Here is a 15809-nt window from a genome sequence, read left to right as displayed (position 1 = left end):
TAAAAAGTACACTTAAAATCCGATCTACTGCTTTTTTATTCGGAATAAGTGTATAGAATGCAGTTATCTTACTTTTCATTTCAGATTCCATCTAGGATCCACTGCTGAACCACTGCTGAACCACTGCTGTTCCACTACTGACCCACCGCTGATCCACTGCTAAACAGAGCGGTTGACCGTTAGCTAAGTTCAGGTTGGAAGGTAGAAGAGATGTTTAATCTCAAAATGATGTTTAATCTCGAAAGGATGTTTAATCTCAAAGGGATATTCAATGCCCGGCTGGAATAATCGGACTAAGCATATCCTGCGGAGCTAGGAAGAACACTTCAGCGTGCGTGGACCCTCTTCCCATAGTCTGTTCAAGTAGCAGACGCAGAACCAAAAACGAGGCAGTGATTCTCCACTAACCGGAGAATCACTGCCTCGTTTTTAAATAACAGGGATCGTTTCAATGCCTAGAAACGGCTGCTTTAGAACAGCCCTTTTTTTAGTGTTTCCCGCGGCCACAGATCCCAAGGATGGGTTTGTGGGGGCAGAGAGATGAGTTCCACTTCTTCTTTAGTAACAGGGTGAGGGAATCCTACAAGTGCTGACCATAACGCAATTTGTTGCCCCGGTTTGTTCACTGAAGCCCCGTACTTCTGATCACCGTATAATGGGCAGCCGATCGAACTTAGTTGCACCCGAATTTGGTGGGAACGCCCTGTAAGTAAATCAATCTTAAGCAGGCTGTATCCTTCTGCACTGTCAAGCACTGTGTAATCCAGAATTGCTTCCTTGCTGCCGGGAGTTCCTTTTCGAACCACGGTGACGGTGTTACTCTTTGCGTCTTTAAGCAGCGTATCTGTAAGACGGCCACGAGTGGCTGGCGGTTTACCATGCACGACTGTTAAATACACCTTATGAAAACCGTGAGTACGGACACTCTCGGATAGTCTTGAAGCCGCTTTTGAAGTCTTGGCAAAAATCATTGCTCCCCCAACCGGTCGGTCCAAACGGTGGACCAGACCTATATAGACGTTGCCGGGTTTGTTGAAACGTTCCTTCACATCTTCTTTCAGCAGGTTCAGCAGGTCAGGATCGCCTGTTGCATCCTCCTGAACAGGAATATTCACGGGTTTTACAATCCCCAGAAGATGGTTGTCTTCGTACAACACTTCAAAGCGTTGTGATCCGCCGCTTACAGCCTCATTGTTGCCGGAACTATGCTGTGTCATGGCTTACGCCTCCCAGCGACCCAGGATACCACATGGCAGGTTCATGCCGGAGGAGGTGATCGGAAGACCGATTTCGCCGGAGGTAAGCTTTCCGCCATAACGTTTGCCCATGGTCATGGACAACATGTTGCGCAGTACAGTTGGAGAAATACCAGTGGTGTAGGAATTAATGAGCATGAACAAAGGGTTGTCGCTCATAATCTCCATACAGCTCTCAAGGAAAGGGTACAAGCTTGATTCAAGCTTCCACATTTCTCCACCAGGTCCTCTTCCGTAAGAAGGAGGGTCCATAATAATCGCATCATATTTACTTCCGCGGCGTTGTTCACGTTGTACGAACTTGAATACATCATCCGTGATAAAGCGGACTGGACGTTCTCCAAGACCAGACAGTTGAACGTTTTCTTTCGCCCACTGCACCATACCTTTGGCTGCATCCACGTGAACGACAGACGCACCGGCACTCGCCGCTGCCACAGTAGCTCCACCTGTGTAAGCAAAAAGATTCAGCACTGAGATTGGACGGTTAGCCGCTGCAATCTTGTCCATCATCCAGCTCCAGTTGGCTGCTTGTTCAGGGAATAGTCCTGTATGCTTGAAGTTTGTAGGACGTAAGTGGAATTTTAATTTACCATAGCTAATCTTCCAATCGTCCGGAATGGTTTTTTTCATTTCCCATTGTCCGCCACCAGCGGAGGAACGGTGATAATGTCCGTGCACATCACGCCATTTAGCGGTCTCATTATTTAGAGGCCAAATAATCTGTGGATCAGGACGACGCAAGATAATATCGCCCCAGCGTTCGAGCTTTTCTCCACCGCCTGTATCAATTACTTCATAGTCTTTCCAATCGCTCGCTATATACATGATTTAATCCATCCTTCAAAAAAATTCATTTAGCCTTTATTGTACAACATTTCACCTGATTGCTACAAACAAATTACGCCTCAGCCAGCTTCACCAATCATTTTGTCCAATGCTAATGAGGTGTATAATATTTCCATGCTTATGCGGCTATTCAACTGGTGCCGCAAGACTTGATTGTGTATGATCATATAGTAGAATCCTTACCCTATTTACGATCGGAGAACTAAAGCTATGTTCAATCTCTCACCGCTGTATTTCCCTATAACTGCAAAACCCAACCACACTAGTGAGTTTCTGCCCAGCCATGCCTTGCAGCCGTTTATTCGCTGTTTTTGGGGTTCTGTAGATGTGGAGTCTATACAACAACCTGAGACGGAGACAATAATTCCGGACACCTGCATGGATATTATTTGGGATTTGGATAGGGTATCAGGCAATACAAATACTTTTTTCTCCGGCATCAATGACACTCCATTTGAAGTCTCTTCAGACAGAAAGCCAGGGGGGAGTTCAACCTTTGGGATCCGATTTCATTTCTGGGCAGTTCATTTTTTTGCAGATGATCATCTGCGGAATGTCTTGAATGCACATGTCGATGTAGAACAATATTTTGGCACTTTTAAAAAAGAGCTTGGTCATCTATTGGAGAAAGTAAACTCGATGGACGAAAGGATTGCAGCCGCTGAAGCCTATCTGCTTCGTCGTCTTGAGCGTAGAGGGCGGACTAACGATCGGATGATGAATGCAGTCTATACTATGGTTAAACAAAAAGGGATTGTGACCGCTGAGGATTTGGAGACCAGTTCTAATTTAAGCAGACGACAACTTGAACGGCTTTTTCAAGAATATATAGGTGTATCGCCCAAAAAAACAGCAGATCTCGTGCGGTTTCAGAATGTATGGCGGGAGATGTGTCATTTACCTGGGCAGACAAAGAATATGCAGGATCTTATTTTCGCGTATGGTTACAGTCACCAGTCCCATTTTATCAATAATTTCAAAAAATATGCTGGAAGAACCCCACTTGAAGCCTTGGTCTATGCAGGCCGAAGAATGTCGTAATTTTGCAATACAAAGCGTGTTAACCTTGTTAGACTAAACCCATGTAAGAAATGAGACATATTATGAAAATGAGAGGGGACAAGTTATGATTTCGTCTTTTGAAGGGACTAACATTTACACTAAAGATACTGCGGCGTCAGCTAAATTTTATACGGAGGTACTAGGAATTCCTATGCCTTTCGAAGGTTACGGTAATTTCGACGGGGCAAAGCTTGGTTTTGACAAGAAACAGCCGGGAATTATTATTTGGGATGCTGCAAAGTGGGAAAATCTTACGACAGGTTTTGTTAATTTAGTATTCGGCTGTGATAATCTTGATGAGACATACGAGCAGTTGAAAGCTAAGGGACTGGATTGTCAGCCACCTGTTACGATGGAATATGGGGGTAAAGAAATGAATTTTCGTGATCCTGATGGGAATCACATAACCTTGCTGGAAGGTGCTTATTAAGCTTCTTTTTAAGAAAAATGAGACGGAGCGCAAACTTCAACCGTGTGTAATAACGGGGAGTTTGCGTTTTTTTAACTTTATTTATTGACAATGATAATCATTATCAAATAGAATGAGGTGAAGCGTATATGATTTAAATTTAAGGTGTTAGTAGGGGAGGAACAGGAGTTTATGGCTAAAGTGCTTGTGGCATATGCTAGTTTAACTGGCAACACTGAAGAAATGGCTGAATTGATTGTAGAAGGAATACGCCAAGCAGGCGGTGAGGCTGTTTTGAAGTCGGTCACTGAATGTAATGCGATTGAGATAAAATCATATGAAGGCGTTCTGCTAGGGGCATATACTTGGGGAGACGGAGAGTTGCCGGATGAATCTCTTGATTTCTATGAGGAGATGGATGAACTTGATTTGACTGCCATGAAGTCAGCAGTTTTTGGTAGTGGGGATACAGGCTACGCCATTTATTGTGGGGCAGTGGATGTTATCGAGGAGAAGTTAAAGGAGCGTGGAGCAGTCATTTTGCAAGATAGCCTAAAGATTGAGTATGGCCCTAATGCTGTAGAAAAAGAAGCCTGCCGTCAATTCGGACGTCAATTCATCGAAGCCTGTATGGCGGTAACCTAAGATGGGGGGGCCAGTGGGAAGTTGGTTTAACAAAGTAAGGGCTGTACATACCCCTCCGTATAAACGGCTGCACGATTATCGCATGGAGCATATTATGCTGGGCGGGACTGAGAATTTAGCTAGCGGAGCTCAAGCGACGGGTCTCCCACGTTGGCGCCAGCAGGTTCAATATGCTGTGGGGCATACGCTTAATGACTTCTATAGTCTGCTGCCGGAAGTGCGGAGAGAGACACCTATACAATTTCTGTTAGAGCGACGGTGGCCTCCTAGGGGAGATGCTTTTCCCTCCCTTTTGCAATATTGGGATATCAAAACGAGTGTAGCTGATGAGCTTATGCGTATCGTTTCAAGCAATCATCTACAGGAGATTCCAGTGATGTTATATGAACAGTGGCATGTCCCAGTTCCAGCGTTGAATTTGGAGTTATCGATGATTACGCAACTGGCTTGGAACTCTTCACTAAGTGGCCGAAGCGTGAACATTCAGAAGTTTATGGTTAATGGCAATGAGGATATCATCACTGGATTTATGCATATGGCCAATGTTTTTTGCCATCATGCTTATGGTGAGCCAGCGGAGACCGTGGAAGTTTTCTCGCTGCTGGATGGACGTAAATACTGCTTTGCTGGAGAGGCAATCTCGCTTATGGAGTCACTGGATTATGTTCGTTTGTTATCCGTATTTCTTGAGCGTGAAGTGTTAGCTGACGGTTCCTTAAGCTGCAGCGATCGTAGAAATGAGAGAGGCGAAGCGAATTATTTACTATAATAAATATAGACCTCCTTATCTGCAGGTTAGAACACCAGCAAGTAAGGAGGTCTTATTGTTACTGCTTTATTAAAATCTCAAGAGTTAGGTCGGGGGATTAGCCGATAAATCGGTAATAATCCTGTTTATTCTGAATGACAAAGCCGCAGCTCTCATACAGCTTAAGTGCATTGGGATTATCCAGTGCGACCTCCAGATTTACACCATTATAATTTTGGCGCTCTCGTTCGATGGTCTGAAGAAGGGCGCTGCGGCCAATGCCAAGCCCACGTAGCTTTTTGTCGACTGTAAATCCATAGATCCAAGATTCATTATCTTCAGTCCACACTCGCATTTTCCCAACAGGCCTGCCATCCATCTCGATCATAATATTCTCTTGCATACCTTCCTGTTTGTGCAACTCATACTGCTCGGCAGCATCTTCTGTCTTCATATCAAAACCTCCACAATCCAGTTCGACCAGAATGTGTGCCTCTTCTTCACGAGCTGGCCGTAAGACCACAGTCCCTGTCGCTGAGCTAACATCAGAAGAAACCATGGAATTGCCATCCCATTTCATTTGATATTCAGCGTGATTGAACTGTAGAGGCAAGGTTTGCAGGAAAGCAGTTCCAGATGAAGAAGCGGCGGGTGCATTTAGAAGAAGAGTAGAGACTTTATTGCGTTTGATTATGGTTTGTGCTCGGTTCCACAGAGAGGTGAAGATTCCGCGTCGACGGTAGCCTGGCCGAACCATGCCACAGACCTCCATATCGCTTCCAAAACCATAGAGTCCCAAGAAACCGACCAGTAATTCGTCCTCATAAGTCACAAGCCATTCCGTATCACCTGCGCTTGATGGCTGGCGGAGCATATCCCAATTCAGTTTTAATGAGATTCCTTCATATTGCTCACAGCGTTGTTGCAATTCCTCAATATTCTTAAAAGTGTCGGCAGTCGTCAAACCCGTTTCCCCCTAAAGTGTATTTGAACTATTATAAGTTCGCATAGTTACTAAAAAAGCTTCGCGGAAACGGGAGCAGGTTTTAAGCTCTCCCGCCAGTATTCCCGCTCAGCACGTCTTTGTACTCCGGGTGCTTCTCAAATTGATGCGCAGCATAGGAGCACACGGGTACAATTTTTAAATTCTCATTCCGAGCCTTGTCCACAACAGCACGTACAAGCTTTTGTCCAGTACCTTGCCCGCGCAGTTCTTCGGAGACACGAGTGTGGTCAATGACCAATTCCCCGGTTTCTTTATCCAAACTGTATGTGATTTCGGCAAGGTCCTTACCGTCATTAGCAACAAAAAAACGTCCGTTTTCATTTTGAATTTGCATCTTATGGCTTCACTCCTAATTAGTTATTGCCTATATTTTACTACCATGAATTGCAAAAAGCGAGGAACGAACCAGATTGATTGTTCTTCGGGCTGAATGTTGCTTTCCTTGTTACCCGTGGATCGCTGCGCTGTATTTTTTGTTCATGTGGGCAACTTGGTCAAGCAGAATATAGCAAGTGAGAGTTAACTAACCTCGAGTATTTGTTTTGGTAAGCTGAAAACTGGGAACGCTGGGAACGCTGGGAACGCTGGGAACGCTGGGAACCCCCGGAACCCCGAAATGCCAGAACCCCGTAACCCCGTAACCCCGAACCCTTGGTTGTCCTATTCCTCCGCGGAATCTAACGGACCCATTTGAAGCTATTTGCACATTTTTAGTAATTTAAGTAAATTTTCGGACCCCAGTGCAGCTATTCCTTATGAATAGGCACGAAATAGGCATTTTTAATGCCCATAGCGCCTATGGAGTCCGATCGCACACAAAAAATGGGATAATACTGCGAATAACGTCAACTGTGTCCGATAGCGTAGGATCCTAATTCTCCGCAGAAGCTTACGGACCAGAATCCTAATTCCTCACTGATGCTTTCGGACCCAGCAGACGCTATTTGCACATATTTAGCCGTTTGAGCAAAGTTTCGGACCCCAGTGCAGCTATTCCTTATGAATAGGCACGAAATAGGCATTTATAGTGTCAATAGCGCCTATGGAGTCCGATTGCACACAAAAAATGGGATAATACTGCGAATAACGTCAACTGTGTCCGATAGCGTAGGATACTAATTCTCCGCAGAAGCTTACGGACCAGAATCCTAATTCCTCACTGATGCTTTCGGACCCAGCTGACGCTATTTGCACATTTTTAGTCTTTTGAGTAAATTTTCGGACATCATAGCAGCTAATCCTTTGGAATAGGTACGAAATAGGTGTTTTTTATGCCAATAGCACCCATGGAGTCCGATAGCACGCAAAAAAAGGATAATACTGCGAATAAGGTCAACGTGTCCGATAGGTTTCCGATAGCGTAGGATCCTAATCCTCCGTAGAACCTTTCGGACCAGAGTTCTAATTTCCCACTGATGCTTTCGGACCCAGCAGACGCTATTTGCACATATTTAGCCGTTTGAGTAAATTTTCGGACACCAGAGCAGCTATTCCTTTGGAATAGGCACGAAATAGGTATTTTTAATGCCCATAGTGCCTATGGAGTCCGATAGCATGCTGAAAAGGAGATAATACTGCGAATTAGGTCAACTGAGTCCGATAGAGCTGAGTCCTGATCTCCCGCTGAAGCCTGCGGACCCAGCAGACGCTATTAGCACAAGGTCAACTGAGTCCGATAGCGTAGAGTCCTGATCTTCCGCTGAAGCCTGCGGATCGAGCAGACGCTATTAGAATAAGGTCAACTGTGTCCGATAGCGCAGAGTCCTGAACTCGCGCTGAAGCCTACGGCAGACGCTATTAGCACAAGCTCAGCTGTGTCCGATAGCGCCCACGCTCGCGGAAATGACAGCTAAATCAACGTGAAATGCAGAAAATTCGGTGCTGAAACAGCAGCTAATGAATTTTTATACACTCCCGTTTATAGAGTAGCTTGCGTATTCTCAGGATAATACAATAAGATTAAGAGAATATCTCACTACTGAAAAGAACCGCTAGCAGGAGGAATCATTGTGGAATACAAGGTTGAGGTTGAATTTGGATCGATTTATGAATTGTTGAACAGCTTACATACTTATCTCTGCAAAAAATCCTATAAGAAGATTGATTTAGGGGTAGCGTGGGCTAATGAAATTGAAAGCACGCTCAGTGAAGAGCTGTTATCCCGTCTGAAAGAAACCGAACTAAACAATGAGTGGAAAATGTTGAATCTGCTCATTTACTGTTGTCCATTTAAGGATGATGTAGACAGTGTGTTGAACTGGATTGAACGGTTATCGGTTGGTGAGTTATATGAGACCTTATCAAAATATGTAAAGGTATTTCCAAGCCATATGGAGGATTACCGTAACCGCGTAGTATTTTTACTTTCCGAGTGGAACCGCCAGTACTTTAGCCAATGCAATCCTGCGATTTTGAGCAAACTGCAGCAGCATGCGGATTCGAAGAACACGGAGCTTAATGAACTGGACACTGCGGATTTCGTGAACAAGACGACCAACGGATTTTACTTCATGCCTACGGATGGGCTTAAGAAGCTCGTACTGATTCCACAGTATCATTTTCAGCCTGCTAATATTATCTATTGCTATGGGGAATTAACGATCTGCCATTATGCGGCGTGGATATCGATGGAGAATGAGGAAATCTCCCCTTTTATGTACAGAGCGATCCGTAGTCTGAGTGAAAAAAGCCGGCTAAAAATCCTCCAAGCCCTTAGTGATGGCCGTAAGACGTTTACCGAAATTGTTAAGCATGCGGGGATCTCGAAGGGGATTGTGCATGATCATATTTTTAATCTTCGTTGTGCAGGTTTGCTTCATGCCTATATTGAAGGAGAGAATGTCACCGGATACAGTCTGCGTCTTGAAGGTATTCATCGGATGAATGAGCAGCTATTCGAGTATTTGAAATAATGATTTTGAAAAAAAATAACCGTCTGAAAGCCAGGGCTTCTCTTATGCAGAGAGGGGTTTTGGCTTTTTTATTTGTTTTAATTATCGCCTAATTCTGTTTATGGAGAATTTTTTTGAAGTTCTCTCTTTACAGAACTCGAAAACCTTTCTATAATGAACATCAGATGTTATTCATACTTAACGGGTAGGAATTATAGTTATTATTCTATCAGAGAGAAAAGGGAGATAGGTACATGAGAAAAAATGCGATTGTAATCACTTCATTACTGCTTACGGGGTCACTGTTACTTTCTGCTTGCGCTAACAACAGTAATAACGAATCCTCATCCGCAAACAATGCGGCTGCAGGCTCCAATTCAACCAACGTGGAAGCAACCACTGCACCAGAGATTGTTCCTGCGGGTGCTCTAAGCGAACCTTTTACTGCCACGGATTTATCCAAACTTCCAGCGGTGGCCCAGAAACGTACAGATACCATTATCGTCGGGCTTACGGACCCAAGCGGAGCGTTCACTCCTTATTTTCAACAAAGTGGTTATGATGGCAATGTCTCTTTACTGCTATACGCTTCTCTCGTAACTGTTGATGACAAAGGTGTTCCAACGCCGGAGCTTGCGGAGAGCTGGGATGTTTCAGATGATCAGCTTACATACACGTTCCACTTGAGAAAAGATTTGAAATTCAGCGACGGTTCACCGTTAACAGCGGATGATGTGGCATTTACATGGACGATCCAATACGACAAATCGTATGACGGTAGCTCCCAGCTTCCATCGCTAAATGTTAAAGGCGGCAAAGCCTATAAGGAAGGTACATCCCCTACAGTTGAGGGCATTAAAGTAATTGATCCACAGACGATCTCAGCAACCCTTGAGCAACCAAACGCAACAGCGCTGGTACAGCTCGGCTCGAATGTACTATCGAAAGCTTACTATGGCAAGGACTATAAAATTGGAAATCTTGAATACATTAAAAAGCTGCATGAGAAGCCACTTGGCGATGGACCTTACAAGCTGGAGAAATTTATTCCAGGTCAAGAAGTGCGTTTTGTAGCGAATGAGAATTATTTCAAAGGTAAACCAAAGACGGAGCATTTCATCTACAAAACTACGGAAGGCGACGTATGGCAGTTCGTAGAAACTGGTGAAGTGGACTACGCTTCCTTTAGTGCGACAGACGAGAATATCGAGAAGCTGAAAGCACTTGGTTTTGTGAATATTATTCCATACACTCCAAGTACCTATGGTTACTTGCAAGTTAACCTCAAGCATGAGCAGCTCAAGGATAAGCTTGTACGTCAAGCTATTGTGTACGGTTTGGATCGTCAGAGTATTTATGTGGATGCAGCACAAGGTGCAGGTTCTATTGCCAACATCCCGGCATCGCCGATTTCCTGGTCTTACACTGAGGAAGGTATTAATCCTTACAAATATGATCCGGAAAAAGCAAAACAATTGCTCGATGAAGCTGGCTGGACGGTAGGCGCGGGGGGGATCCGTGAAAAAGATGGCAAACCGCTGAGCATCCATTACCTCGGTTCGAAGAGCAAAAACACAGATATTTTCATCGCTGTAGCTAAAGAGAATTTTGAAGCGCTGGGTATCGAATTCCAGCCTGAGGTTTTCGCAGACTTTAACTCACTGGTATCGAAAGTAGAAGGTGGGGACTACGATCTCGTATCCTTCTCCACAAGCATGTTGACTGATCCGTCTGACGGGTTCATGCAATTCTTCGATGGAGAAATCACGGATTATGACAATCCGAAATTCCTAGAGCTGTACAACAAAGCCTTGGCCACTACTGATATTGAGGCACGCAAAGCGGTATATAAAGAGCTGTATCAGCTTTTCAATGATGAACTGCCTATTATTTTCACAAGTTACAAAAAGACGGTATACGCCTATAACGGACGTATTGAGAATCTATCGGTCAGCCCGTTCATCGGTCTTGCTGGCAGTCTGCCAACTTGGAGCCTGAAATAAATAAACCAGTGTCCCCTGCCCTGACTGGATTCAAGGGCAGGGGACGAATCATAAGGAGTCTGTCATGAGCGCTTATTTATCGAAAAGACTGTTGTACATGGTCATCATCTTATTTGCGGCATCATTATTGATCTTCTGTCTGTATGCTTCAACTCCCGGTGATTTCATAACCGGAAATATTAAATTGACCGCTGAACGCAAAGCTGAGCTTCGTGAAATCTACGGCTTAAACAAGCCTGTGCTTGAACGGTATGGGATCTGGATGAAGAATGCGCTGCATGGTGATTTCGGGTATTCCTTAGCCCAACAAAAGCCTGTGCTGCAGCTTTTTAATGATTATATTTGGAATTCCTTTTTGCTGGCTGCCGTATCTACGTTTCTAACGTGGGTGATTGCGGTCATTATTGGCGTCATCTCTGCCTATAAGCAATATTCCTGGTTCGATACACTCGTGATGATCGCTATATTTGCAGCAATGTCGCTGCCGTCATTTTTTATAGGCTTATTCCTGATCAAAATCCTGGCCGTCGATCTCAAGTGGCTGCCTCCAGGTGGAATAATCACCACGGGTAGTAATGCTACGGGTTTGGCTTACTTTAAGGAGATCGTAATGCATATGACCCTTCCGGTTGTAGTTATGACCCTTCTGGGATTAGGTTCGCTCACCCGTTATTTCCGCAGCAATATGATTGATGTCTTAAAACAGGATTATATCCGTACGGCACGCGCCAAAGGCCTAAAAGAACGCAAGGTGCTCTTTACACACGCCTTACGTAATGCCTTGCTGCCCGCAATTACACTGGTTGGTTTTGAGCTTCCAGCACTATTTGGCGGATCACTTATTATTGAGAAAATATTCAATTGGCCTGGGATTGGCCAACTGTATATGCAGTCCTTCGGACTAAGGGATTATCCTTTGCTGATGGGCTTTACGATGTTTATTGCCATACTTACCGTCATAGGAACGTTGCTTTCGGATGTTTTGTACCGGATTGCCGATCCTAGAGTTCGGCTATAGAGAGGAGGAAGCTGACGTGGCAGTTCAAAGTAATGTAGCTGGGATCGCGAAGCCGCAGACCACCAAAGGAAAATCCTCTTTATTCCGGCAATCCATGCGGAGGTTGCTGAAGAACAAGCTGGCGGTATCCGGATTTGTGGTGGTGATCTTTATGTTTGCGCTTTGTTTTATTGGTCCGCTGTTCTCACCTTATACGGATAACAAAATTAATATGGCTATGATGAACAAGGCACCCAATATGAAGCATTGGCTGGGCACTGATGCATTGGGCAGAGATATTCTGACCCGGGTAATGCAGGCGGGGCGCATTTCACTGACCGTAGGACTAGCATCAATGGTTCTTTCGGTGTTTATCGGTGCTCTTTTGGGGGCTATTGCTGGGTATTACCGCGGTATTGCCGATCAAATCATTATGCGGATTGCGGATCTTTTATTGACGGTCCCGAGTCTGCCACTGCTCTTTATTTTTGGTGCGTTATTATCGGAGTGGAAGATTCCAACGGATTATCGGATGTATATCGTTATGCTGATGCTTAGTATTGTGAGCTGGCCGGGTATGGCACGTATGGTACGGGGTCAAATGCTTAGTCTGCGAGAACGTGAGTTTATGCAGGCGGCGGTAGTATTAGGCCTCCGTGATCGGCGTAAATTATTTAATCATTTGCTGCCGAATATCGTTCCGTTGCTGATCGTTATGGCTACCCTTAACATCGGTGGCGCTATATTGAGTGAATCGGTTCTTAGCTTTTTTGGGCTAGGTGTTATGCCGCCAACTCCAACCTGGGGCAATATGATTGATGCTGCGAATAATATGATCGACTTTCAGGATCGGCCGTGGCTGTGGATTCCACCAGGGTTATCGATTTTTGCGACAGTGATCGCGATCAATATCTTTGGTGACGGACTCCGGGACGTGCTTGATCCTAAACAGAAGAGGTAGGTGACCCTCAGATGAGTGATTTAATGAATATAGACGGTCTAAGTACATACTTCTTCACGGAAGAAGGAAAAGTGAAAGCCGTTGATGATGTAAGCTTCCGTGTTCGCGAGGGAGAGACGGTATGTATCGTTGGAGAATCAGGCTGCGGCAAAAGCGTGACTGCGATGTCCATCATGGGACTTGTCGAGGAACCAGGGGGCAAGGTAGCCCAAGGGAAAATTGATTTTCAGGGTGAAGATTTGTTGAAAATGGACAAAAACACACTGCGAACCATCCGCGGGAATGAGATCGCGATGATCTTTCAGGAGCCCATGTCCTCCCTTAATCCTGTAATCAAGATCGGTGAGCAAATCATGGAGCCGCTGATTGTACATCTGAAGATGAACAAGAAACAGGCGCGTATCCGGGCGATTGAACTGATTAAGCAGGTAGGCATATCACGACCAGAGCAAATTGCTGATAGTTACCCGCATGAATTAAGTGGAGGTATGCTGCAGCGGATCATGATTGCTATTGCCATTGCCTGCAGTCCAAAACTTTTGATTGCTGATGAACCGACTACGGCGCTGGATGTAACGATTCAAGCGCAAATTCTGGATATGCTGCGTGAAATTAAAGATAGCTCGGGCATGTCCATTCTACTAATCACCCATGATCTTGGCGTAGTGGCAGAGATGGCCGATTATGTGATTGTTATGTATTCCGGAAAGATTGTGGAGGAGGGGGAGGTTGTTGAATTGTTCAACAACCCCAAACATCCCTATACAAAAGGGCTGCTCAAATCGAAGCCGGTAATCAATCAGCGACAGGATGAGCTGTATTCCATACCAGGTCAAGTGCCAAATCCGCTTGAGCTGGTGCCCTCTTGTTATTTTCATGACCGCTGTGAGCATTGCATGCCTGTATGTGTCAGCCAGCAGCCCCGGCTTAAAGAGGTGGCCAGCAGACAAAAGGTAGCTTGCTGGTTGTATGAGGAGGCGGTTGTTCATGCCTGAGGCACTGCTTGAGGTCAATCATTTAAAGAAATATTTCCCTGTTACTAAGGGGCTCCTTAACCGAACCGTTGGGCATGTAAAGGCTGTTGACGATATTAGCATTACCCTTCAACCTGGGGAGACGTTTGGGCTTGTAGGGGAATCTGGGAGCGGCAAAAGTACAGTCGGACGGACGATTTTACGGCTAACGGATAAAACGGCAGGTGAGATCAAATTCAAAGGGATAGACATTCACTCCCTGTCTCCCGCTGAATTGCGCAATATTAGACCCCAAATGCAGTTGATCTTTCAAGATCCTTATAGCTCTCTTAACCCACGGGTTCGTATAGGAGATGCCATTGGTGAAGCTTTACTGGATCATGGTTTATGCTCAAGGTCCGAGGTGCGAGATCTGGTGCTTGAAGCGCTAGCAGCTTGCGGTTTATCTTCTTATCATATTGATCGCTTTCCGCATGAATTCTCCGGGGGGCAGCGGCAGCGGATCGGGATCGCCCGTGCGCTTGTTTTGAATCCTGAGCTGATCATTGCAGACGAACCAGTTTCAGCACTGGATGTTTCCATCCAAGCACAGATTATTAATTTATTTAGTAAGCTCCAGCAGAGTCGAGGGTTAACGTATTTGTTTATCTCCCATGACCTGAGTGTTGTGGAGCATTTGTGTTCAAGAATCGGTGTCATGTATCTGGGCTCTATGATGGAGACGGCTTCAAGAGATGAACTGTTTAAGAATCCGCTCCACCCGTATACCAAAGCGCTGCTGTCGGCTGTTCCGATTCCTATTCCAAAGCTGAAAAGGGAAAGAATTGTACTTAAGGGAGATATTCCGAGTCCGGTAAACCCGCCTTCTGGCTGTAAATTCCATACCCGTTGTCCCTTTGCGCAAGAGGTTTGCAGATCTGAAATCCCGGTATTTCGTGATGTTGGCAGTAACCATTTTGTAGCTTGTCATTTAGTTTAATAGTTGTCACAAATATAGTAATGATTTACTCCTAAGTCATGAATAATTAATGTTGAATTGTATAATAATACAATTTGACCTTATTTTTACCTAGGCTCAAAAGTCTTGAGAGGTTTCAAAGCCAGGTCAATGGGGTAATTAGAGAGTGGTTAGGTTAGGCGTACATATCTAATCGGTCTAGTATAAAATCCCTACTTAGGAGGAATCATCGTGAATACAACAGTACGTTTGACAGAAAGATCCGGCTCGACTTCTTCACAGCGCAGAAAAGGCTTTGTACCGGTAGTCGTGTACGGTGCAGGTTCAGATAGCCAGTCCTTTACAGCGGATGCTAAGACAATTTCAGGTATTTTAGCCAGCAACCCACGGGCTGTTCTTACTTTGGAATTGCCAGACTCGGGCAAAAAGAACGTGGTTATTCAAGAAATCCAACGTCAGCCAATCTCTAAACAACTGCTGCACATTGATTTTCAGCAGATTGATATGAAGGCCAAATTGGATACAAAAGTAGCGTTCCACTTTACAGGTGAACCAGTAGGTGTGAAGAGCGGCGGCGTGCAACAAATTGAATTGCATGAGCTGGATATTCGCACACTTCCAGATAAAATAGCTGCATCCTTTGAAGTGGATATCAGTGGACTAGATATTGGTGATCAATTGCTGGTATCTGATTTGCCGAAGCATGAAGGCTGGGAAGTATTAACGCCTGAGGACACTTTGATTGTCCGTATTTCACCTCCAGCAGCGCAAGAGCCAACAGAAGAAGATACTGCTGAACCCGCTGCAGCTGAAACTGCTGGCGAAGATAAAGCAGAATAGTATAGAGATAAATAGTAAAGAGCAGATAGAATCCTTATAAAGGAGCTGTCTGCTCTTTTTGTTTTGCCTTCATAAATATGAATTCATAAAAAATATGCTGGTCTTTCGTATGGTTTCTCAAATGGCAATTTTGGTTGTTTCGCCTCATTTAGTTAAAAATTTACATAAAATCGTTGACGAACGGGTTTCTAAGCCTGAAAATGAGGACAA

At 44.8% G+C, this 15809-nt stretch carries 15 protein-coding genes; 11 read left to right on the top strand and 4 right to left on the bottom strand.

What is annotated here, in order from left to right:
* Positions 1-470 precede the first annotated feature (470 nt).
* A complete protein-coding gene (locus MKX34_RS21260) occupies positions 471-1217 on the bottom strand; it encodes an RluA family pseudouridine synthase (RefSeq protein WP_076104464.1) in 747 nt (248 codons plus the stop codon).
* 3 nt (positions 1218-1220) lie between these two features.
* Positions 1221-2084: a class I SAM-dependent methyltransferase gene (locus MKX34_RS21255; protein ID WP_036685718.1), complete on the bottom strand. Its 864-nt coding sequence runs from the start codon at positions 2082-2084 to the stop codon at positions 1221-1223.
* Between the two features lie 231 nt (positions 2085-2315).
* On the opposite strand from MKX34_RS21255, the gene MKX34_RS21250 reads away from it, so the two are divergent.
* The 4 genes from MKX34_RS21250 (at position 2316) to MKX34_RS21235 (ending at position 4990) form a co-directional block, all read left to right on the top strand.
* Positions 2316-3146 carry a helix-turn-helix domain-containing protein gene (locus MKX34_RS21250; RefSeq protein WP_076104465.1) on the top strand — a complete coding sequence of 277 codons (831 nt, stop codon included), beginning with the start codon at positions 2316-2318 and terminating at the stop codon, positions 3144-3146.
* An 85-nt stretch (positions 3147-3231) separates the two neighbouring features.
* Positions 3232-3597, top strand: coding sequence for a VOC family protein (locus tag MKX34_RS21245; protein WP_076104466.1), 366 nt, complete (start codon positions 3232-3234; stop codon positions 3595-3597).
* A 171-nt stretch (positions 3598-3768) separates the two neighbouring features.
* Entirely contained in the window at positions 3769-4221 is a 453-nt protein-coding gene (locus MKX34_RS21240) for a flavodoxin (protein WP_076104467.1), read from the top strand.
* 13 nt (positions 4222-4234) lie between these two features.
* Positions 4235-4990 carry a hypothetical protein gene (locus MKX34_RS21235; RefSeq protein WP_143759022.1) on the top strand — a complete coding sequence of 252 codons (756 nt, stop codon included), beginning with the start codon at positions 4235-4237 and terminating at the stop codon, positions 4988-4990.
* Positions 4991-5087: 97 nt separating this feature from the next.
* On the opposite strand, the gene MKX34_RS21230 is transcribed toward MKX34_RS21235, so the two are convergent.
* Both MKX34_RS21230 and MKX34_RS21225 read right to left on the bottom strand, forming a co-directional pair.
* Positions 5088-5933, bottom strand: a complete 846-nt coding sequence (locus MKX34_RS21230) for a GNAT family N-acetyltransferase (protein WP_036685729.1) — start codon at positions 5931-5933, stop codon at positions 5088-5090.
* A gap of 82 nt (positions 5934-6015) precedes the next feature.
* On the bottom strand, positions 6016-6309 hold the full coding sequence (locus MKX34_RS21225) for a GNAT family N-acetyltransferase (protein ID WP_076104469.1): 294 nt from the start codon (positions 6307-6309) through the stop codon (positions 6016-6018).
* A 1675-nt stretch (positions 6310-7984) separates the two neighbouring features.
* On the opposite strand from MKX34_RS21225, the gene MKX34_RS21220 reads away from it, so the two are divergent.
* The 7 genes from MKX34_RS21220 (at position 7985) to MKX34_RS21190 (ending at position 15599) form a co-directional block, all read left to right on the top strand.
* Positions 7985-8887, top strand: coding sequence for a winged helix-turn-helix domain-containing protein (locus MKX34_RS21220; RefSeq protein ID WP_038572383.1), 903 nt, complete (start codon positions 7985-7987; stop codon positions 8885-8887).
* Positions 8888-9120: 233 nt separating this feature from the next.
* Entirely contained in the window at positions 9121-10869 is a 1749-nt protein-coding gene (locus MKX34_RS21215; RefSeq protein ID WP_076104470.1) for an ABC transporter substrate-binding protein, read from the top strand.
* 64 nt (positions 10870-10933) lie between these two features.
* Positions 10934-11887 (top strand): ABC transporter permease, encoded by a 954-nt coding sequence (locus MKX34_RS21210; protein ID WP_036685739.1) that lies wholly within the window; start codon positions 10934-10936, stop codon positions 11885-11887.
* 16 nt (positions 11888-11903) lie between these two features.
* Positions 11904-12827, top strand: a complete 924-nt coding sequence (gene opp4C, locus MKX34_RS21205; RefSeq protein ID WP_036685740.1) for an oligopeptide ABC transporter permease — start codon at positions 11904-11906, stop codon at positions 12825-12827.
* Between the two features lie 11 nt (positions 12828-12838).
* Positions 12839-13822 (top strand): ABC transporter ATP-binding protein, encoded by a 984-nt coding sequence (locus MKX34_RS21200; RefSeq protein ID WP_036685742.1) that lies wholly within the window; start codon positions 12839-12841, stop codon positions 13820-13822.
* The gene (locus tag MKX34_RS21195; RefSeq protein WP_036685744.1) at positions 13815-14780 is read left to right on the top strand and encodes an oligopeptide/dipeptide ABC transporter ATP-binding protein; all 966 of its coding nucleotides are present in this window, start codon (positions 13815-13817) and stop codon (positions 14778-14780) included. The genes MKX34_RS21200 and MKX34_RS21195 overlap by 8 nt, the downstream gene beginning before the upstream one ends.
* 210 nt (positions 14781-14990) lie before the next feature.
* Positions 14991-15599, top strand: coding sequence for a 50S ribosomal protein L25 (locus MKX34_RS21190; RefSeq protein WP_051491406.1), 609 nt, complete (start codon positions 14991-14993; stop codon positions 15597-15599).
* Positions 15600-15809: the final 210 nt, after the last annotated feature.

Origin of the sequence: Paenibacillus sp. FSL R5-0636, from assembly GCF_037974255.1 — a bacterium.
Taxonomy (GTDB): Bacteria; Bacillota; Bacilli; order Paenibacillales; family Paenibacillaceae; genus Paenibacillus_AQ; species Paenibacillus_AQ odorifer.
Note: the sequence above shows the minus strand (reverse complement) of the source record. Positions and strands in the feature narration are given on the sequence as shown.